This is a genomic window from Psychrobacter namhaensis, assembly GCF_016107545.1.
Lineage (GTDB): Bacteria > Pseudomonadota > Gammaproteobacteria > Pseudomonadales > Moraxellaceae > Psychrobacter > Psychrobacter namhaensis.
Window position 1 is genome coordinate 1 of sequence record NZ_JABASS010000011.1, and the last position, 20,016, is coordinate 20,016.

General features: G+C 45.3%; 17 protein-coding genes. 10 read left to right on the forward strand and 7 right to left on the reverse strand.

Annotated elements, in window-relative coordinates:
• Positions 1-143: 143 nt before the first annotated feature.
• From JFC06_RS08860 to JFC06_RS08870, 3 genes are all read right to left on the reverse strand, one after another.
• Positions 144-1,025, reverse strand: a complete 882-nt coding sequence (locus tag JFC06_RS08860) for an IS982 family transposase (protein ID WP_198334757.1) — start codon at positions 1,023-1,025, stop codon at positions 144-146.
• Positions 1,026-1,129: 104 nt separating this feature from the next.
• Positions 1,130-1,453, reverse strand: a complete 324-nt coding sequence (locus JFC06_RS08865; protein ID WP_198334758.1) for a chaperone modulator CbpM — start codon at positions 1,451-1,453, stop codon at positions 1,130-1,132.
• Between the two features lie 81 nt (positions 1,454-1,534).
• Positions 1,535-2,539 (reverse strand): DnaJ C-terminal domain-containing protein, encoded by a 1,005-nt coding sequence (locus JFC06_RS08870; RefSeq protein ID WP_198334759.1) that lies wholly within the window; start codon positions 2,537-2,539, stop codon positions 1,535-1,537.
• Positions 2,540-3,790: 1,251 nt separating this feature from the next.
• Between JFC06_RS08870 and JFC06_RS08875 the strand changes: the two genes are divergently transcribed.
• Positions 3,791-4,153, forward strand: a complete 363-nt coding sequence (locus JFC06_RS08875) for a septal ring lytic transglycosylase RlpA family protein (RefSeq protein ID WP_193005680.1) — start codon at positions 3,791-3,793, stop codon at positions 4,151-4,153.
• 95 nt (positions 4,154-4,248) lie between these two features.
• Here JFC06_RS08875 and JFC06_RS08880 read toward each other — a convergent pair whose 3' ends face one another.
• Positions 4,249-6,270, reverse strand: a complete 2,022-nt coding sequence (locus JFC06_RS08880) for an ATP-binding cassette domain-containing protein (protein ID WP_198334760.1) — start codon at positions 6,268-6,270, stop codon at positions 4,249-4,251.
• Between the two features lie 457 nt (positions 6,271-6,727).
• Between JFC06_RS08880 and erpA the strand changes: the two genes are divergently transcribed.
• The 8 genes from erpA to JFC06_RS08920 all read left to right on the forward strand — a co-directional run bounded on the left by erpA (position 6,728) and on the right by JFC06_RS08920 (position 15,285).
• Positions 6,728-7,108: an iron-sulfur cluster insertion protein ErpA gene (gene erpA, locus JFC06_RS08885; protein WP_227670198.1), complete on the forward strand. Its 381-nt coding sequence runs from the start codon at positions 6,728-6,730 to the stop codon at positions 7,106-7,108.
• Between the two features lie 339 nt (positions 7,109-7,447).
• Positions 7,448-9,022: a glutamate--cysteine ligase gene (gshA, locus tag JFC06_RS08890; protein ID WP_198334761.1), complete on the forward strand. Its 1,575-nt coding sequence runs from the start codon at positions 7,448-7,450 to the stop codon at positions 9,020-9,022.
• Positions 9,023-9,099: 77 nt separating this feature from the next.
• Positions 9,100-9,627, forward strand: a complete 528-nt coding sequence (locus tag JFC06_RS08895) for a disulfide bond formation protein B (RefSeq protein ID WP_193005684.1) — start codon at positions 9,100-9,102, stop codon at positions 9,625-9,627.
• A 465-nt stretch (positions 9,628-10,092) separates the two neighbouring features.
• Complete coding sequence (locus tag JFC06_RS08900; RefSeq protein WP_226949448.1) at positions 10,093-10,752, forward strand: copper resistance protein NlpE N-terminal domain-containing protein; 660 nt, start codon at positions 10,093-10,095, stop codon at positions 10,750-10,752.
• Positions 10,753-11,098: 346 nt separating this feature from the next.
• Positions 11,099-12,586 (forward strand): UDP-N-acetylmuramate:L-alanyl-gamma-D-glutamyl-meso-diaminopimelate ligase, encoded by a 1,488-nt coding sequence (mpl, locus tag JFC06_RS08905; protein ID WP_198334762.1) that lies wholly within the window; start codon positions 11,099-11,101, stop codon positions 12,584-12,586.
• A gap of 330 nt (positions 12,587-12,916) precedes the next feature.
• Entirely contained in the window at positions 12,917-13,171 is a 255-nt protein-coding gene (locus tag JFC06_RS08910) for a GlsB/YeaQ/YmgE family stress response membrane protein (RefSeq protein ID WP_198334763.1), read from the forward strand.
• A gap of 205 nt (positions 13,172-13,376) precedes the next feature.
• On the forward strand, positions 13,377-13,931 hold the full coding sequence (gene def / locus JFC06_RS08915) for a peptide deformylase (protein WP_198334764.1): 555 nt from the start codon (positions 13,377-13,379) through the stop codon (positions 13,929-13,931).
• A 178-nt stretch (positions 13,932-14,109) separates the two neighbouring features.
• Positions 14,110-15,285 carry a type III PLP-dependent enzyme gene (locus JFC06_RS08920; RefSeq protein WP_198334823.1) on the forward strand — a complete coding sequence of 392 codons (1,176 nt, stop codon included), beginning with the start codon at positions 14,110-14,112 and terminating at the stop codon, positions 15,283-15,285.
• A gap of 266 nt (positions 15,286-15,551) precedes the next feature.
• Here JFC06_RS08920 and dapB read toward each other — a convergent pair whose 3' ends face one another.
• Complete coding sequence (gene dapB, locus JFC06_RS08925) at positions 15,552-16,382, reverse strand: 4-hydroxy-tetrahydrodipicolinate reductase (protein ID WP_198334765.1); 831 nt, start codon at positions 16,380-16,382, stop codon at positions 15,552-15,554.
• 173 nt (positions 16,383-16,555) lie between these two features.
• A complete protein-coding gene (gene dnaJ / locus JFC06_RS08930) occupies positions 16,556-17,689 on the reverse strand; it encodes a molecular chaperone DnaJ (RefSeq protein WP_193005689.1) in 1,134 nt (377 codons plus the stop codon).
• A gap of 428 nt (positions 17,690-18,117) precedes the next feature.
• On the opposite strand from dnaJ, the gene JFC06_RS08935 reads away from it, so the two are divergent.
• The gene (locus JFC06_RS08935) at positions 18,118-18,768 is read left to right on the forward strand and encodes a DUF2939 domain-containing protein (protein WP_198334766.1); all 651 of its coding nucleotides are present in this window, start codon (positions 18,118-18,120) and stop codon (positions 18,766-18,768) included.
• A gap of 127 nt (positions 18,769-18,895) precedes the next feature.
• Here the strand turns inward: JFC06_RS08935 and JFC06_RS08940 are convergent, their stop codons facing one another.
• Positions 18,896-19,975, reverse strand: a complete 1,080-nt coding sequence (locus JFC06_RS08940) for a disulfide isomerase DsbC N-terminal domain-containing protein (protein ID WP_198334767.1) — start codon at positions 19,973-19,975, stop codon at positions 18,896-18,898.
• Positions 19,976-20,016 lie beyond the last annotated feature (41 nt).

Below are 20,016 nucleotides of genomic sequence, written 5' to 3' on the forward strand. Positions count from 1 at the left end.
CAGAACTCAGTCCTTGATATAAACTTAAACCGTCCAACATTTGGGGGTCAGTTCAAATCAGCCCTTTTTTATGGTCTAATTTTTACTATTTAGTTAACTAACCCCAGTTCGGGATAAGCCACATTGTAACTCATTGATACTATTTACAATGTTGCTACCTGTCCCTGCTGAGGCATATTTTTGATGGTGGGTTTATAGGGAAACCAGCAATAAGCAATTAAACCTGACAGCAAGTTTGTGATAAACCCCGTGACACTACGATGGCGTGAGTGTTCGATTTGGCACAAGTTTTTAAGCTCTCCAAACACCGTTTCAACCAAAGAGCGATGATTGAGTAGTGCCTCATCCATAGGCTCAAGTAATTGGGGTTTCATATTACGCCGAAGTTTGGTTATCAACGTGGTATCACTGTGTTTTGTGAGCCACTCGTTTAGGGCTTTACTGATATAGCCTCTATCCCCAAACACCTTGCCAAACACAGGCGTTGCCATATCCTTAACAGGCACTCTGTCATCCGTATTACCCGCAGTGACTTTAACAGATACAAGCTCGCCCTTATGATTGATAATGGCGTGTAGCTTAAAGCCATAGAACCAGCCCATGCTGCTTTTGCCTCGGGTTGCAAGTCCCTTAAAGACTTTATGACGGTAGATACGCTTGTTATGACAAACTGCTATCTTGGTTGAATCAATATAGCTGATACCCGTACAGTCGCCCATCATGCTTTGCAAGTAGCTGCACAGTGGCATGATACTGCGCGGCACAAGCTCTATAAATCGCGAGTAGCTCGGCAGATTTGGAAACGCCCGTTTCATCATGCCAAGCATGTGATGGTAGTAAAACGCCTTAAACTGTCGATACCGCAGTTGATGAAACAGTACCAAGATGGTCATAATCTCTGCTACACTTATCTGGCATGCTCTTAACCTTTGGTGTCCCGTTGCGATTAAATGAGCGTCAAACTCAGGTTTGAATTGCTGATAAAAGTCGTCAATATGGCAGTATAGTTCGGTTAGGTTGTCCATGTAAGAAGTCCTTGTTGTGAAGTTTGTCTTGGTAAACTCACTTTAGCAACTTCGGACTTCTTTTTTTATCTTTTTTTTGAGCCCTTATCCCGAACTGGGGTTAACTACCTCAAATGATCAGCATCTACCTCAATCACAGGGGCTGGCATATCGAGCTGACGTTTGAATCGGCGTAATTGTTCAAGCTCGTCTAACAGCTCCAGTATCAAACCAATAGCAGGGACGCTGGCTTCAAAGTCGCGGCTAAGACGTGAGGCACGGCGCACGGTTGTCAGCTGATAACCAGTAAATTGCTCATGCTCTGGCACATCATACTCAATGATATTTTCTTCAATCAATTCGATCACCCATTGGCGCTCTTGGCCACAGGCAGATACTAGCTCATCTAAGCTCATGATAATGTCGGTCAATTCAGGCGAGTGTTTCATAGCTGTTATCCTCGTTTGCGCTTTATTTCATCGTTATCGTATGGTTTTATCTCTATCACAGTGGTTGATCAAACACAGCCATTAACGGTTAATGCTGGTCTCAGAAAAAGCTTGTTTGAGCTGCTCGTAGGCCTGTGTTGCAGCCTCCGTACTGATATCAGGGTTCACGATGTTTAACGTTAAATACAAATCGCCCGCTTGTTTGGCCGGGATACCCTTACCTTTTAGGCGTAAGTTATTACCAGTTTTGCTGTTTTTAGGAATCGTCACCGCCAAAGTTCCTGCTGGCGTAGTCACGTTAATTTTGTCACCTAATGCCGCCTCCCATGGCGCGATATTAACGGTTTGATAGACGTCCGCTCCTTCGATACGAATGTTATCTGCATGACGAATTTTCACCTTTAAGAATAAATCGCCATTTTTGCCACCACCATTCCCAGCAGCACCTTGTCCTGCTAGACGGATTTGCTTACCGTCAGTGATGCCTTTAGGAATTTTAATTTTAAGCGTTTTATTATCGTACGCCACGCTACCATTAGGCTGGCGGACCGGAACATTCAACTTAATACTATAATCATCACCACTATATACCGAGGCTAAATCAACCGTAATCTCTGCATGCTGATCTTGCCCTTTGCTATCTTGCGAGCCAAAGCCTCCACCAAACTGATCAAAGCCGCCACGCTGCGACTGTCCACCTGCCGAGCCGCGCGCACCGCGACCGAACGCTGAAAAAATATCGTCGAAGCGAAAACCACCCTCGCCAAACGCTTCGCCATCACCGAACTGATCTTTGACATCTTCCCAACGAAAACCGCCCTGACTACCGCCTGCAGCTTGACCACCAAAACCGCCCCCTTGTCCAGCAAAGGGGTTGTCTAGCATGGCGTCATATTCAGCCCGTTTTTCTTTATCTCTGATGGTTTCGTAAGCGTTATTAATCTCCGCAATCTTGTTATCAGCGTCTGGATCATCACTGACATCAGGGTGATATTGACGGACGAGCTTACGGTATCTTTTTTTGATATCAGCGTCTGAGGCGTCTTTTTTGACCCCTAAAATGTCATAATAATTTTTCTCTACCATGTTATTTTTCCTTATCGTATTTATTATTAACGGTTTACTTAATACATAATATAGGGATGATGAGGCAATGTTTCATTTTTTGTTGCTGACTGTTGGTGTCGATAGTCGCGTTAATTTTTAGGGGGCACAAATAATTACATGTCGATACGTAACGGATAATCCAAACGAGACGCTGTCACTTATAGTGAATTCTCTGTATCGTTAAGAGCTCATCAATCATGGTGCCAAGCCTTAATGACTACTGGGTCTACAGCCTCGCTTAAAGCAGTATTATAGGCGTGTGTCAGTATGATTCTGGCATCATTGCTCTTCGATAACTGTTGCCGTAATGTCAATTTAGTAAGTGCATTTGCGGTACGGCCTTCGCGCTGAGCTACCACATAAGACAGCTCAGCACTTTGTATGTCACGCTTAGCCCGCAGGACCCGTTGTCTGCATGTCGGTCTTGATCGTAAATCACTGTATTTACCATACCATAGCCAAGTAGCTACTGGCCAAACGTTGCTCCTACCCTTGTACTCACTTGGATATAAGGACTGTGACTGTGATCGGTAAACAAATCGGTGCGCGCCCCTACCTTTAATGGCCAAGACAGCTTGAGCTTATCTGCTAATGTTTAGGTTAAGTTGTCCATTTTCTGTCTATCCCAACAGACAAAATCTGTCCGTATCCATTTATGATTATTAAGATCATTACCCCAAAGCAATGTCGACAGCATTAAATATTTCTGGTGCTAAGATCATGTTTAATTTTATAAAAACTACAATATGGTAATAATATAGAAATATTTTTTACACTAGCCTAGCTACTCTTTCATTTTACCTTTATTGATAGTGTTCAGTGACCATGAGCCGCTTGAGCGGTTGTACCTCATAGCTTTAGCCTAATCGGATCCCAAGCATTATTTATATTTTTCTACTGTGTTGGTTAGATTGCAAGAGACATCACTGATGATTATGTTACACAAATACTGGTTGACTCTATTATCTAGAGACACCGTTTTATTAGCAGACAGTAGGTGTAGCAACGCCTACCGGGCATTTTGTCACACCTGCTCACTGGCTGATTTTTTTGGGGCGATTTTTTGAAGTGTTAGAAGGGTAATATTTGAACTTGGGCGTTCTTTTACAGAGCCGTAAGGATACGACAATTTATGTGCTTTAAAATGAATATAACGTCGATACTCGTAGGGAGTATGGATGATATAGGCAAGAGTAGCTGTCTATCTTATAAATTGCTTAAAGGTATTAAATGTCTTATTTAATCAAGTCTTTGGTTATCACGTTGTCACTATTGCTGAGCACCACCGTTTTTGCTGGTAACACCAGTTATTATGGGAGTAAGTTTCATGGAAAACGTACCGCTAGTGGTAGTATCTTTAACATGAACTCTTTAACGGCCGCGCACCGTACGTTGCCGTTTGGAACGAAGGTACAAGTGACCAATCAAAAGACAAAGCAGAGCGTAGTTGTAAAAATCACAGACAGAGGGCCTTTTATTCGAGGCCGTATTCTGGATTTATCAAAAGCCGCTGCTGGTCAAATAAACTGTCAACTGTGTACCACGACAATGGAAATATTATCTTATGGTGATGGTAAATACCGTAAGGAATAACGTAATAAAAAAGGGAGGGCTAATGCCCTCCCTTTTTTACGTCTTTTTTGTATTAAAAACGACTGTCCCCATCAAAACCTGCTAATAAGACTCCTTTATTCAAAACCCGCTTCCATGTCCTCTAACGTCGTCATCGCTAACAGTAGCTGTTCTTCATGGTCACTATGCTGCTGCTGTAGAGCCGTTTGCTCATTGAGTAATACGAGCAAGTCAGATTTACGGCTGTCTTCGTAGAGGGTGCTGTCGGCAAGCTTTTCTTCAAGCGTGTCTAGTTTTTCCGCAATCTTAGCCAATACTTTTTCTGTGTTTTCAATATCACGGCGCACGGGTGCGGTTAATTTGCGTTGTTCCGCGGCTTGTTTACGCTGCTCTTCTTTGCTCAGAGCCGACTCAGCGGCTTTTTTTTTCGATGCTACCGTAGGCGCTTTATTACTCGTTTGACTATCGGCTGTTTCACGTGAAACAAACTTCTTACTCTCTTTTTTGTTTTTCTTCTTATGGCTACTTTTATCTTGTGAGTTTTCTTGCTTCCGCTTTTCTGCCAACCACTTACCATAGTCACTGATGTCACCATCGAATTCATCGATTTGCCCATCATGGACCAAATACAGCTCATCACAGACATTGGCAATCAGCTCACGATCATGCGAGACCAGTACCACCGCGCCTTGGAAGCCTTGTAGTGCGATGGTCAATGCTTGGCGCATTTGTAAGTCTAAATGGTTGGTTGGCTCATCCAGTACCAGCACATTTGGACGCTGCCAAACAATCAATGCCAAGGTCAAGCGCGCGCGCTCACCGCCCGAGAACAGCTCACTTGGCGTATCGATACGATCACCGCGAAAGTCAAAACTACCAAGGAACGAACGCAATAAGGCGTCTGAAGTCTTACCTGCCAAGCGACGCAACATCTCTATAGGCGTTGCTTTGGCATCTAAAATATCCATTTGATGCTGGTTAAAGTAGCCTAATTTTAGGGTATCAGACACACGGTACGTCCCTGATAAAATCCCAAGCTCACCCACTAATGCTTTAATCAGCGTTGACTTACCTGCGCCATTCATACCCAGCAGGCCAAGACGCGTGTCAGGCGTTACTTGTACATTGGCGTTGTAGAGAAGTGGCGTATCACTATAGCCGATATCCGCTTGTGTCAGCTCAATCAGCGGGGAGCTCATGTTGGCAGGCTCATAAAAGCGGAAAGAGAAAGGATTGTCTGCCATCATCGGTGACAGCTCTGCCATACGCTCAAGCTGTTTGATACGGCTTTGGGCCTGTTTGGCTTTACTGGCTTTGGCGCGGAAACGACGAATAAAGTCATCCAAATGCGCTTTGGTTGCTTGCTGCTTTTCAAACGCTTGCTGCTGCTGCGCCATACGCTCATGACGTGTACGGATAAACTGCTGATAATTACCCGTATAAAGGGTGATTTTTTGCTGCTCAACATGCAAGATGTGACCGACCGTGGCATCTAAAAATGCTTGGTCATGCGAGATCACAATGACCAGACCCGTATAGGCATTGATCCATGTCTCAAGCCATAAGATTGCATCCAAATCCAAATGGTTGGTTGGCTCATCAAGCAGCATTAAATCCGCACGGCTCATCAAGGTTTTGGCCAGATTCAAACGCATGCGCCAGCCACCCGAAAACCCCTCTACAGGCAACTCATGCTGGTTGGTATTAAACCCAAGTCCTGCCATGATTTGCGCCGCTTTGGTCGGCGTACGATAGCCATCGATTTCATCAAACTGCTGATGCAACACTCCAATCTGCTCATCGCTGACACTACTCAAATCATTTAACGCCGCGTTAATCTCATACCACTGCTCATCACCGCTCAATACATAATCAATCGCCGTCTGAGTACTGGCTCCCACTTCCTGCGCCATGTGCGCCACATGCCAGCTATCTGGAATGCTGACCTCACCCCGATCCAGCGTGACTTCAGTCTCGCCCTTGCCCATTTGCGTCAATAATAGGGCAAACAAGGTAGATTTGCCCGTGCCGTTATTGCCCGTTAAGCCAACCTTGTGGCCCGGATGTAGCTGGAAGCTTGCCCCTGCAAACAATTCACGGCCATCACGGCGAACACCAACGTCTTTAAATTCGATCATATAATTTCTTCATCTCAACAGTAATATAAAATATAAGGCAAGAAAAACACACATCTGGCATGTTAATTGGCGGCTATTATTTCAAACGCATGACCCATAGGCAAACGATTAAATAACTATTTCAAAACTAAGTATTTATTTGCGTAAAAAGCGCTTAGAGTTACAAAAAATAATGGGCATCATAAAGGCTAAAGTCGCTACATTAAATTTGGTTGGCGGTGACACGCTTGACAAACGATGTGCCACCCCCATTATGATATACTGCTACAAGAGATGTGTCAGCAATCAACGAAAACGTTGTGGTGGCACCAAAGTAATATTTATAATGTTTTAACAGCGTTGCCACAATGACAGCACCCAATCAAATCAAACGCCGTGCGTATCTTTATTTGCAAACAATGAATTGCAAACCCAAACAGGACGACGACAGCCTTTGATCCTAGCAACTGAGGTAGATATGAACGACTCAACCAACCAATTTAACCCAAGCTCGAGCCAACCTGTAGATCCAACCGTCTTGAGCCTCACTGACAGCGCAGCACAAAAGGTCCGTCGCCTACGTGAAGAAGAAGGTGACAGTGACCTGATGCTACGTGTGTACGTGACTGGCGGAGGCTGTTCAGGTTTTTCATATGGCTTTAACTTTGCCAATGACTTAAATGAAGACGATGCCAACTTTGACAATGGTGATGTGACGCTCGTCGTAGATTCGCTAAGTTATCAGTACTTGCAAGGCTCTACCGTTGATTATACTGAAGGACTAGAGGGCGCGCGCTTTATCGTGACCAACCCAAATGCCACCACCACTTGTGGCTGTGGCTCGTCGTTCTCTATTTAAATGAGGACGCATTACTTGTCCGTCATGATGCCTTAAAAGCTCGTCCGCGCTATGATAATACGCTTACCGTAGCGCTTTCAAAGCATCTATCTAATGGGTAGATGCTTTTTATTTTATAGAGTAATAGTAAAGCGCTGTTGATGAATAATTTAAACCAAATAACTGCTGGAATCTAGGCAGTTGAACCCTTGCAAAGCTTATCGTATTTGTAATTGTTCGTGGTTTTCAAGACAGCTTTAAGCTAAACTGACGGCATTCTAAATCCAATATTTACCTCTGTTATGGTCAAACGCCAGTCGTGTTTTGATCCACCATAATAAATAACAATAGATGACTATTATGAGTAATTTTGCGAGTAGCTTTGTTAATTTTGAAATTCCCAACTGGTTTGACACCAATCTGCTAACGGGTATGCTACGTGGTATCGAAAAAGAGGGGCTTCGCGTCAAGCCTGATGGTTACTTGGCCCAAACCCCCCATCCCAGCAAACTTGGGTCAAAACTCACCCATCCTTTTATTACCACTGATTATTCAGAAAGCTTACTTGAACTCATCACTGAGCCCAAAACCTCACCAAAAGAAACGCTGAACATGCTGCGTCAGCTGCACGTGTTGGTCTATCAAGGCATACCCGAAGGTGAGCTGATGTGGCCGCTATCGATGCCATGTATGCTGTCGGCTAACGATGAAGACATTCCATTAGCCAATTACGGCAGCTCTAATACTGGTAAGCTTAAAACCTTGTATCGTAGTGGACTTGGTATCCGTTATGGTCGTCGTATGCAGGCGATCGCAGGTTTACACTACAACTTGTCTTTTGGTGATGGATTGTTTGCAGCTTGGCAGTCACAAGTGCCTTCAGCGCAAAGCCAAACGCTGACAGAATTCAAAAACGAAAAGTACTTAGGACTTATTCGCAACTTTAAGCGTCTGACCAGTCTCGTTCTTTACTTACTTGGGGCCAGCCCAAGCGTGTGTCCTTGTTTTATAGCAGGGCGTGAGCATGATTTAGAGCGACTAAATGACGCAACCTACTACAAACCTGCCGCAACCAGCCTGCGGATGGGCAAGCTTGGCTATACCAATAGTGTGCAAGAGCAACTTGATATACGTTATAACTATCTACCAGAGTATGTGGATGGATTGCGCCGGGCGATTCAAACGCCGCATGAAAGCTTTGCCAAGCTTGGCTTAGATGATGCGGATGGCAACCCTATTCAGATCAATAACCATATTTTACAAATAGAAAATGAATACTATAGCCCTATTCGCCCAAAACAAATCGCGATGAGCGGCGAGACACCGACCGAAGCGCTTGAGCGTCGCGGTATCGCTTATGTTGAATTCCGCGCGATCGATCTCGACCCTTATAGCGATGTCGGCATCCGTCTCTCTAGCGCCTGTTTCTTAGAAGTCATGGCACTCTACTGTCTGCTGAGCGACTCACCCAACCTGCTACCTGATGAAGAGGAAGCGCTGGCCATTAATCTTGAGCGCGTGGTAAACGAAGGTCGCCGTGAGGGCTTGCATATCTTAGACAGTGGCAAAGAGAAATTACTCGAAAGCTGGATGCTAGAACACTTAGAACGTATGCAACCGCTTGCCGCATTACTTGACGCTCACTATGGTGGCAACGATTACCGTGCTGCAGTCGCCTTAATGCAAGGCAAAGCAGGACATCCTGAGTCGACCATCTCAGCCCAAGTCAATTCTGATAGTAAGCGTCTGGGCAGCTTATGGCAGCTTGGCTTTACCTTAGCCGAGCAGCATCGTGACTCACTATTGCAACAAACGCTGAGCCCAAATACCCAAGCTAAGTATGAAGTGCTGGCAGAAAAATCACTACTACAGCAAGCTGATATTGAAAAAGCCGAAACAGAAGACTTTATGGAATTTTTACAACAGTATCGCTAAGTCTTGACTGTGACCTTCAATGTTTTTGAATGTTATCTCATTTTTATAGATAACTACTTTATAAGAGTAACCATTTGATGCTACAGCTGACCACTTACCGCAGTTTACAAGTATTTTTAGTGATAATGGCCGTGATAGGTATGAGTTTTGCCCTGTTTTTTTTGCAGCGCCATCTGGGGCTTTTACCTTGTCCACTTTGTATTTTCCAACGTATTGGCTTGATGGTCATGGGTGGTTTTGCCCTCATAGCAGCACTATTCAACCCCAAATCTGTGGCTGTCAGGTTGGGGTTGTGGCTTGGTAGCTTAGCGGGGACTGGCTGGGCAACTGCGGTGGCGGGGCGTCACGTTTGGTTACAGCACTTGCCTGCTGATCAAGTGCCTTCTTGCGGCCCAGGACTCGACTACTGGCTAGACACCTTACCTATTTTACAAGTATTTAAAGAGGTCTTTGCAGGCTCTGGCGAGTGTGCCGCTATTGACTGGACATTTATGGGATTAAGCATCCCTGAGCAGTCTTTGATTTTATTTAGTTTACTACTGGTGGTACATGGTCTGATCTTATGGCGTATCCTGCGACCTGCCACCCATAATCGTCTTGCTTAGTAGCAAATTAGAATTCACATGGGTTTTCCGCTATAATCCTCTATCGCAGCAGACATGAGTGATATCCTCCTTCCTGTCTGTGTTGAGGTAAGCCCCTATTAAGCGCGGCTGCCAACCTTTATTAATCAGATCTACTGGTTGGTTGGGTAGTCAGCCTGACCTTTTAGATAGTTTGTCCATAACAAAAAAACCACAGATATAGCGATAGCTCTTGCTATCTTGACATAGCCTATGGGCCTTTTGTTTGAACAATGGGGTTTAGTTACGCAACCCTTTTAACCGCTAAGCTTGAGACTGTTGGTAACATCCTCTTAACGATAAAAATTTAAATGACGTTATTAAGTTTGCAACCTTTGGTTCTTTGAAAACTTATATATTCTATTATCTTGCATTTTTGACAACAGCGTTGTGTTGCCGATAGTATAGATAACCTTTAGACACACTGTTTTAAAAACTGTTTTTGGTATGACCATGATATATTTTGCGCCTATTCGCTCTATCCCTCTGACTGTCATTAGACGCGTTGGCTGCTCTTTGCTTGCGTTACCGATTTGTTTGCTGCTTGTTGGCTGCGACAGTGCCTCATCTAATGCCAATAAAGGCGTGGCGACTACCTTTGCTCCTGTGAGTAATTCAGCAGACTCTGATTTACAAAGTGCCGCCGTGCGCTTGCAAGATAGTAGTGTGGGTCAAGTGGAGTCTGATAGCGACTGGGATACAGGGGCCGATGGGCAATCGCTCATTGCTGCCGCCCAGTCTCAATCAAGCAATGAGGCGTATACGCAACAGACGCTGGTGGGATCAGACACGCCTAGCAGTAGCGCTCTACAGGCTACGTTAATGGGCGATTATGGGGGCATGGTTCCTTGTAACTCCTGTGCTAATATCGATGTTACCTTAAACTTGTTTGCTGACGGCTCAGTGCTAAAGACCAGTATTTATAACTATCCTGAAACACCACGTGCGCCGCTATTGGAGTCTGGTGTGTATCGCCAAGACAACAATATCATTACCATTGTCTATGAAGACAAAAACATTGAGACTTACTATATTCAAGACAATCATCTCGTGTTAATGGATGAGTACAAAAACCTTGACAGTGACTATACCCTATCGCGTAAATAAGACAGTAGCAGCATAGACAATGAGACAGCCAGTCAGAAAAAATAAGCGTCTGCAAATTTGTGGTTAGCCGTTATAAGATAAGGGTAAATCAGTCATATTGATGAGAAGAACAACGCCTACACGCTAGGCGTTTTTTATTGGTCATCTAACGGTGTTTACTTTACAATGAGTGCCTGTTGCCACACTGGTATGCTAGTGTCTGTTTGCACTTTTTAAGACAGACAATAGCCAGTGCTGATGATAGTTAGACAGCAGACCTCCGACCATTGCCAGCCCTTGAATGCTGCCAAAGTTACGGGGAACTCTGCCCTTTTACTCCTTTCATTTAAGTTCGTACGGAACGTCTATGCATATTCACATTCTTGGTATTTGTGGTACTTTTATGGGCTCACTGGCGCTACTGGCCCGTGCGCTTGGGCACACTGTCACAGGCTCAGATGCCAATGTTTATCCGCCCATGTCCACCCAACTTGAGAATGCGGGCGTCACGATCGAAGCAGGCTATCTGATAGAGCATTTACAGCCGGCACCAGATTTGGTGGTCGTCGGTAATGCCATGAAGCGTGGCATGGATGTCATCGAATATATGCTAGACAAAAACCTACGCTACACCTCAGGGCCGCAGTTCTTATCTGAGCAAGTGCTACAATCGCGCCATGTGATCGCTGTGGCGGGTACTCATGGTAAGACAACGACGACGACCATGCTCGCTTGGATACTGCAATATGCCGGCATCGACACTGGATTTTTGATCGGCGGTGTCCCCTTGGTCGATACCACTGACGCACGCCTACAGCAAGTCTTCGCACACAGCAGCTATTTGGGTGCAGAAAAAAACAGTGATGATAACTCAAAGACGGGGTATTTTGTCATTGAAGCGGATGAGTACGACTCTGCGTTTTTTGATAAGCGTTCAAAGTTCGTTCATTATCGCCCGCGTACCGCTATTTTAAATAACCTTGAATTCGATCATGCTGATATTTTTGCTGATCTCAACGCGATTCAGACCCAGTTTCATCACATGGTGCGCATGATACCCAGCACTGGCAAAATCATCATGCCAGCCGCGACCATCAGTTTAGAGGACACCTTAGCAAAAGGGGTTTGGACCCCCATTTGGCGTACAGCAGTGATCGACTCTACGGTGCCTGAACCGACTACAGAAGATAGCTCCCTAACAAACAGTAGTGACTGGCAAGCGGAGCTGTTAAGTAAAGACGGTAGTCAGTTTAAGGTGGTTTTTGCAGCTGATACTAATGAAGTAGCCATTGTAGATTGGTCGATGAGCGGCATACATAATGTGAACAATGCATTGGTGGCGGTGGCTGCAGCCTATAACGTTGGGGTCAGTGTTTCGACTGCTTGTGCCGCGTTATCTGCGTTTGCTGGTATCAAACGTCGCATGGAGCTGATTGGCAATGTAAACGACATCTTAGTCTTTGATGACTTCGCCCATCACCCCACTGCTATTATGACCACCTTAGACGGCGCCAAAAAGAAACTGGCTGGTAGACGTATCTGGGCAATCATTGAGCCGCGTAGTAACACCATGAAAATGGGCATTCACCAACACAGTCTAGCTGAGTCTGCCGCGCTCGCTGACCACACGCTTTGGTATGAGCCTACCGGTCTAGAATGGGGTCTAAAAGAAGTCATCGAACAGGCCACTGCCACAAATAGTGAGATTGGCCATCAGCAAGTGCTCTCTAGTGTCGATGCTATTATCGAGCACATCAGCACACATGCGCAAGCAGGCGATGCGATAGTGATTATGTCGAATGGTGGGTTTGAAGGTATTCATCAGCGTCTCTTAACTGTGCTACGTCGCAAATAACGCCCCAAATAACAGCGAGACATCCCTTGATTTAGACAAGAGCGTAGCTTTGTCATAGACGAGTTACGCTTTTTTATTCTCGGGTTTTGTGATTGTCTTTCTACTGATAGAAGACCTCATAACTAACGACGCTAGCGGTTTTGTAACTGTCGCTACCTTTGTAACCTTTCATTTACTTATCCTCTCTGCACATTAGCAAATCCCTGCTTTTTCTCACATAGCTCATACATTGGTAACATTTCGCGCTTACCTTTACGCCTATGCAGTGCTTACAATGTATTTATCAAAATTAGCAAAATATGATGAATGATAATAAATTAGGAGAATAGAATGAGCTTTATTTGGATGATTATCGTAGGTTTGGTCGCAGGTCTATTAGCACGTGCCATTAAGCCTGGCAGTGACCCTATGGGCTGGATAATGACCATTGTACTGGGTATCGTTGGTGCGTTGTTGGGCGGCTTTCTTGCAGGCCTCATCGGTATCGATGCGGATGGCGGCTTTACGGGTCTGATCTTCTCAGTGATTGGTGCCATCATCCTACTTTTCTTGTATGAGATGATCGTCAGCAAACGCGGCGTATAAGTGCTTGCTACACATCAGCTGAATCAAAAACAGAAAAGCCTTGCGGATTGCAGGGCTTTTCTCTGTTGAGTTTGGCTGATATTGTTCGACCTTCGCCAGCCAAAAAAGTGTGATCTAGGCGGGAAAGTATTGATAAGCATTACTTTTGTCCCCATTTATCTTATAATATCAACCCTATTTTATCCTTATCATTGAGGTGAGCGTTATGGCATTACTCCCTATCTTAAATTACCCAGACCCGCGCTTGCGCACCATTGCCAAGCCTGTCAAGGAAGTGACTGCTGAAATCAAAACCTTAATCGCTGATATGATTGAGACCATGTATGATGCCCAAGGTATTGGTCTGGCGGCCAGTCAGGTGGACCATCATATTCAACTCATTGTCATGGATTTATCTGAAGATAAAAATAGCCCTAGGGTGTTTATTAACCCAAAAGTGACGCCGCTGGTAGAAGAAAAACAACCGTATGAAGAGGGTTGTTTATCGGTACCTGATGTCTATGATAAGGTCGAACGTCCGAATAAAGTACGTATCGAAGCGTTGGATGAGAATGGTGAAAAAATTGATGAAGAAGTAGAAGGCTTACTGGCGGTATGTATTCAACATGAAATGGATCATCTAAATGGAGTAATATTCGTCGATTATTTATCACGTCTAAAACAAACGCGTGCTCGCGATAAAGTGCGTAAAGTCATCAAGATACGTGAAAAACAAGGCGAACACACAGCAGATAAACAGCCGCAAACCACCAATTCTTGATCGGGCTTTTATTTAGCGCTCTTGTCATATAAAGCGAGTGTTACATCAGCCAATTGGCTCATAGGCTTAAATTCATAAGCTTAGATTCATAATGGCATGAGGCAATAAAATAGTGATGTGACCTCGCTTTAATTCTCTAACATATATTTTTCTTCATTAAAGGTTTTCTACCATGACCATGATCAAAATTGACCAATATTTTGACCCTGCCGGCTGGCAGAAATTCACCAAAGCGGCTGAAGGTCGCGAGACGCCACTTTTGGTAGTGGACCTAAACCGCATTAAAACCAAATATCATGAAATGGTTGGTTTTTTCCCTACTGCCAAAATTCATTATGCGATGAAGGCCAGTCCTGCGGTCGAAGTCATCGATCTACTTGCTGATCTTGGCTCAAACTTTGACTGTGCGTCAATTTATGAGCTTGATAGAGTGCTCGACTGCGGAGTGGATGCGTCACGCATCTCTTACGGTAACACCATCAAAAAAGCCGAACATGTCAAATATGCATTTGATAAAGGCATCACTTTATATGCAACCGATTCAGAAGCAGATTTAAAAAATATCGCAAAGCACGCTCCAGGGTCAAAAATCTTTGTGCGTATCTTGGTGCAAGGGTCAGAGACCGCTGAATGGCCATTGTCACGCAAGTTTGGTTGCCACCCTGATATGGCGATTGAGCTGTTGATTCAAGCTCGCGATTTGGGCTTGGTGCCTTACGGCATCTCGTTTCATGTGGGCAGTCAGCAAAAAGATGTCGCTGCTTGGGATGATGCGCTGGCCAAGGTCAAATACATGTTTGACTGGATGAAAAATGAAGAAGACATTAAGCTACAAATGATTAATTTGGGTGGCGGTTTTCCAGCCAACTACATCAGTGAAGTGAATCCCATCAAGGTCTATGCAGAAGAGATCAATCGCTATCTGACGGATGATTATAATGCCGAAGACATGCCTGAGATTATTCTTGAGCCAGGACGTTCATTGGTTGGCGGTTCAGGGGTGTTGGTCAGTGATGTGGTCTTGATTTCTCGTAAATCAAATACGGATTTGACGCGCTGGGTGTATACGGATGTAGGCTTGTTCCAAGGCTTAATCGAGACATTGGGTGAATCCATCAAGTATCCTGTTTATACGCCAAAGATGGAAACGTCCACCAGCGAAGGTACGGTGGTATTGGCAGGCCCCACCTGTGATTCAACTGACATCATGTACGAAGAAGCAGGCTATCAGCTACCTGAAGAGCTGGAGATTGGCGATAAAATCTTTTGGTTGACGACGGGTGCTTATACCAACTCTTACTCATCGGTTGAGTTCAATGGTTTTCCGCCATTAGAAGTGGTTTACGTTGACTAGTTTCCAATCATTGATTGGTTTTTCATAACTGGCATTAATAAAAAGCGCGGCACTGTATATCGCAGTGCCGCGCTTTTTTGTGTTTGACCCTCTCACCAGCCAGCAACTACTGTACTCTTAGAGAAATTAGAACCAAGGCGGTTTGGCGTATATAGCCAATAATCAAAGCCATCATATTACTAAGCGTCGCTATCAGCCCTCCTCTAAATTGATTCACGTGCCATTCCTCATGATGAGTAAATCAGTACAGCCATAACTAGAAAACCCTACTCATTTAAGCCTAAAACATCCTGCATGTTATATTGCCCAGCTGATTGCTGAATGACCCAAGTGGCAGCACGTACCGCCCCAGCAGCAAAAGTCATCCGCGCTCGTGCACGGTGGGTAATCTCAACGACTTCGCCATCGGCAATAAACATCACGGTGTGATCGCCAATGATCTCGCCTCCACGAATGGCATGAATACCAATCGTCCCTGCTTCGCGCTCGCCCGTTTGACCTTCTCGGCCATACACGGCCACGTCTTTTAGTTGCTGTCCACGTGCTTCTGCAACGGCCTCTGCCATCATATACGCTGTACCTGATGGGGCATCGATTTTATGTTTGTGATGGGCTTCGATGACTTCTACATCAGCCTCTTCTCCAAAGGCTTTGGCAGCCATTGCTAGTAGCTTTAATGACAAATTGACGCCTGTTGAATAGTTACCGGCGTAAACAATGGCCACGTTCTCACTGGCTTGTGTCAGTACTTGCTCTTGCTGCTCATTAAAGCCCGTGGTACCGATAACCATAGCGACTTTGTGCTCAGCACAAATTTGCATGTTTTGTTCAGTGGCATCAGGCAAGCTAAAGTCAATCAAGACGTCGATGGCGTCTACTACCGATTTTAAATCGTCGACTATCTCTACGTTTAAACAACCGATCGCCGCGACTTCGCCCGCATCTGCGCCAACGAGGCTTGAGCCTTGACGTTCAATTGCAGCTTTTAGCGTCGTTTGGGGGTTGTCATTGATGGCTTCGATGAGCATACGCCCCATACGTCCACCCGCACCGATTACCCCTACCTTGATAGATTGATGACTTACTTGCTCACTCATATTTTTATCCTACGCCCTTTATAGTTAATACCGTTGTTTTTAAACACTGTTTGTCGTAAGTTTAGCAAATATCGCCCCATGAATGGTTTTTTATACCACCAATAAAAAGCCCAAAGGTTTCACATGGAGCCTTTGGGCTAGTATGCTAAACAAATCTCTGTTAGACAGGACTTTTAGTCAAACAAGTCGCCAATCTTTTTAAAGAAAGACTTTTTATGGGGCGATTGCTGATGCTTGCTATCATCATCCAACGTATCTTGGAATTGACGTAGCAGATCTTTTTGCTCACGTGTGAGGTTCACGGGCGTCTCGATGACCACACGGCAAATCAAATCGCCTTTCATCGTCGTACGAACTGGCGTTACGCCTTTACCCCGTACACGTAGCAATTTGCCACTTTGGGTCCCTTCGGCAACTTTGATTTTTACTTTGCCATCTAAGGTTGGGATTTCAACTTCTTTACCCAATGCCGCATCGGTAATACTCACTGGCACATCCATGTAGAGGTCAGCGCCTTGACGAGTAAAGACGTTGTGCGGTTTGACGCGTACTTCGACATACAGATCGCCATTTTGCACACCCGCACCGCCAGCTTCGCCCTCGCCTGCTAGACGGACGCGATCCCCATCATCAACGCCTGCTGGGATAGAAACCTCTAGCGTGCGTGATTTGTCCTTCACCCCATTGCCATGACAGTCAGGACAAGGGTTTTTGATTTGTTTACCCGTGCCGCCACACTGCGGGCAAGCTTGTTGAACCGCAAAAAAGCCTTGTTGCATACGAACTTGGCCTTGCCCATGACACATCTGACAAGTCACGACATCAGAGGCATCTTTTGCCCCTTTACCATCACAAGTGTCACAAGGCGCAGGGGCAGTAAAACTGATTTCTTTTTTGCAGCCGCGTACCGCTTCTTCGAGCGTCAGCTCAATCACATAACGTAGGTCTGACCCACGACGCGAACGCCCACCGCCGCCACGCGACTGACCAAAGATATCACCAAAGTTACCAAAGATATCGCCAAAGATGTCTTGGAAATTGCCGCCGCCTGCACCGCCAAAGCCGCCACCGCCCATGCCATTTTCAAAGGCAGAGTGACCCATACGGTCATAGGCTGAACGTTTTTCTTCATCACTCAGTACTTCATAAGCCATTGACGCTTCTTTAAATTTATCTTCTGCATCAGGGTCATCAGAGTTACGGTCTGGGTGATATTTCATCGCCAGCTTGCGGTAAGCCCGCTTAATCTCTTTGCTATCAGCCGTCTTGCTGACACCTAACACTTCATAAAAATCGCGCTTACTCATGGGCTCTCCTATCGTCTTTACAGTCTACCGGCCAGTCGATTCATTAACCCTAATCCATCCTCTCTAACCTCCCACCATCGCACTCTAAGGTTTCACATGAAACATAGTAGAAGATAAGGGGAAAACGAGAAGATAACGTATGAATCTATAAGCGAATACGGCAGGATGCTGCTTAGCCAAATCAATTATTAAAAGTTTGCGCTATTTATGGAGATGGCACAGCGATTTATCAAGCGCTTAGGCAGGGAAAGTGTGAGTTAGGATGAGATAGCCCATACAAAAAGGTTTTATTAAGAAATACACAAAGGTTTTCGTACCGTCATAACGGTCAGCCATGCTAGTATTTATCGCCCTGTTTATTGTTGAATAAACACTGCGGTTCATATTTACCTTCAAAGCCATTAATTTGTGATAAGGAATCGATTGTTATGAAGAAGCTGATTGTTTTATTGATGGTCATAGCAGTGGCAGTCTATGTAGGTTCGCCTTATTACAGCGCTTATCAGCTCAAAAACGCTTATGATGCCAAAGATGGTGCCACCATCGCGGCGGCTATTGACTATGATCAAGTGCGACCCAGTATTCAGAACCAATTAACCAGTCAGTTTTCGGCGACTATGAGCAACTATCCGTTGGTCGCTGAGCTGGGCGGCGAGCCATTAATCCAAGCCGCCAACAGTTTTATCGCGCAGGCAGTCGATGGCGCGATTACGCCGCAAAATATCGAAAAAATCATCAACACGCAAGGCCAAGCCAATACCGCCACCAAAGAGCTGGCGGCAGCGTGGGCAATCGCCAGCAATCAAGTCGACTTAAAAAACCTGATTCAAAATTTAATCATCCAGCGCGGTGATGTAAACGCGGTGGTTCAAAGCCAAATGCAGCAAATGATGCAAAAACAAGCAGCCGTACTCGAACAACAAGCAGCCCAAGGCTCTGATAGTGACAAACTAGAACTGAGCTACTGCGGTATAAATTGCTTCCAAATCAGCGGTCAAGTTAAAGGCTATCCCCTCACCATACAGATGCAGCGTGAGGGCCTGATTGACTGGAAAATCGTTGATATTGTTTTGCCTTAAACGTCCGTTATCCCAACCCATTATCCCAAATAGAAACCGCCCCATGATACTCACTCATGGGGCGGTTTTTTTATAGATCATTTTTATTAAAAATTTGATAAGAACGATTTAGAATGAGTGGTACTGGCTACTCTACTCCCAAGAACTCGAGAAACTCAGGACTCTCAAAGCTTGCTTGGTATAGCACGCCATCTTCACGATAAATGGCCGGTGTGGCCATCACGGCAAGCCCTGCGGCTTTTTCGCGATTGGGCGTGATAGGATCGATGTTACAACTGGCAGGTGCGAGCGTCATCTCACCTTGCAACATGGCTTTATCAAAGGCTTTACGTCGGCTATCTTCATCACCTTGACACCAAATACCACGCATTTGCGCGGGCGACTGCTCATATATCGGATAGCCGATAATATTTACCGTGACGCCTTTTGCATTGAGCATGGGCAAACGCTGATGTAGACGGCGGCAGTAGGGACAATTCACATCGTCAGCCACGTATATAACGGCTCTCTCAGGACTGGTGGCGGGATAAGTAATCAGCTGCTCGGCATCCAATGTCGCAAATACCGATTGGTTTTTACGCTGCTCAAACTCTGTATCAAGACCAACAAACTGACCGTTTTCGATCACTGATATCTCACCATCGGTGATGTACTGCGCATCGTCCGATAGTAAGAAAGGCACACCCTCCATCGTTGCGCCCCAAATAACGCCCGGCACTGCGGTATAAAAGAACGGGGTTTTGGTGCTCATGTTTTTGAGCGCGCTCATATTGGCAAGCAGCGCTGACTTGAGCGCAGAACTGACTGGCTGACCTATTTGTGCGCGGTGACTACGTTGCGCCATGTTGGACACTACTCGCTTGCTTGGGTTCTTTTGTAGCTCGCCTTGAATGACGTACTTACCATCTGCGGTCATATGCAGTGGCAACTGACCCACCAAATTGACTTGATACATATGGGGGAAGTTGGATGGCACAACAGAGGTAATTTGCGTTTTGATGCCTGCTTGCTTTAGGATTTGGCGCAGCCGCTTGTCGACAGACGGACTCACCGTGCCAGCCGCCTGAGTCCTTGCTATATTTTGACTGGCCACATTTTGATTGGTGTGATTGCTGCTAACATTAGCAGGGTTAGGCTGAGCACAAGCGGTGGTTGCCACGATAAAAGTAGCAATAAGAGTAGTGGATGTTAATAAAGAGCGTTTCACAGAGACAGTCCTATCTGGGTTTTCATAATGAGTATGTTTTG

Excerpts from the sequence above, each read along its gene's own strand:
- JFC06_RS08935 (WP_198334766.1), top strand. The coding sequence starts at position 18,118 with ATGAAGAAGCTGATTGTTTTATTGATGGTCATAGCAGTGGCAGTCTAT.
- JFC06_RS08875 (WP_193005680.1), top strand. The coding sequence starts at position 3,791 with ATGTCTTATTTAATCAAGTCTTTGGTTATCACGTTGTCACTATTGCTG.
- JFC06_RS08910 (WP_198334763.1), top strand. The coding sequence starts at position 12,917 with ATGAGCTTTATTTGGATGATTATCGTAGGTTTGGTCGCAGGTCTATTA.
- gshA (WP_198334761.1), top strand. The coding sequence starts at position 7,448 with ATGAGTAATTTTGCGAGTAGCTTTGTTAATTTTGAAATTCCCAACTGG.
- JFC06_RS08895 (WP_193005684.1), top strand. The coding sequence starts at position 9,100 with ATGCTACAGCTGACCACTTACCGCAGTTTACAAGTATTTTTAGTGATA.
- dnaJ (WP_193005689.1), bottom strand. The coding sequence starts at position 17,689 with ATGAGTAAGCGCGATTTTTATGAAGTGTTAGGTGTCAGCAAGACGGCT.
- mpl (WP_198334762.1), top strand. The coding sequence starts at position 11,099 with ATGCATATTCACATTCTTGGTATTTGTGGTACTTTTATGGGCTCACTG.
- JFC06_RS08900 (WP_226949448.1), top strand. The coding sequence starts at position 10,093 with ATGACCATGATATATTTTGCGCCTATTCGCTCTATCCCTCTGACTGTC.
- erpA (WP_227670198.1), top strand. The coding sequence starts at position 6,728 with ATGAACGACTCAACCAACCAATTTAACCCAAGCTCGAGCCAACCTGTA.
- dapB (WP_198334765.1), bottom strand. The coding sequence starts at position 16,382 with ATGAGTGAGCAAGTAAGTCATCAATCTATCAAGGTAGGGGTAATCGGT.
- JFC06_RS08870 (WP_198334759.1), bottom strand. The coding sequence starts at position 2,539 with ATGGTAGAGAAAAATTATTATGACATTTTAGGGGTCAAAAAAGACGCC.
- JFC06_RS08920 (WP_198334823.1), top strand. The coding sequence starts at position 14,110 with ATGATCAAAATTGACCAATATTTTGACCCTGCCGGCTGGCAGAAATTC.
- def (WP_198334764.1), top strand. The coding sequence starts at position 13,377 with ATGGCATTACTCCCTATCTTAAATTACCCAGACCCGCGCTTGCGCACC.
- JFC06_RS08880 (WP_198334760.1), bottom strand. The coding sequence starts at position 6,270 with ATGATCGAATTTAAAGACGTTGGTGTTCGCCGTGATGGCCGTGAATTG.
- JFC06_RS08860 (WP_198334757.1), bottom strand. The coding sequence starts at position 1,025 with ATGGACAACCTAACCGAACTATACTGCCATATTGACGACTTTTATCAG.
- JFC06_RS08865 (WP_198334758.1), bottom strand. The coding sequence starts at position 1,453 with ATGAAACACTCGCCTGAATTGACCGACATTATCATGAGCTTAGATGAG.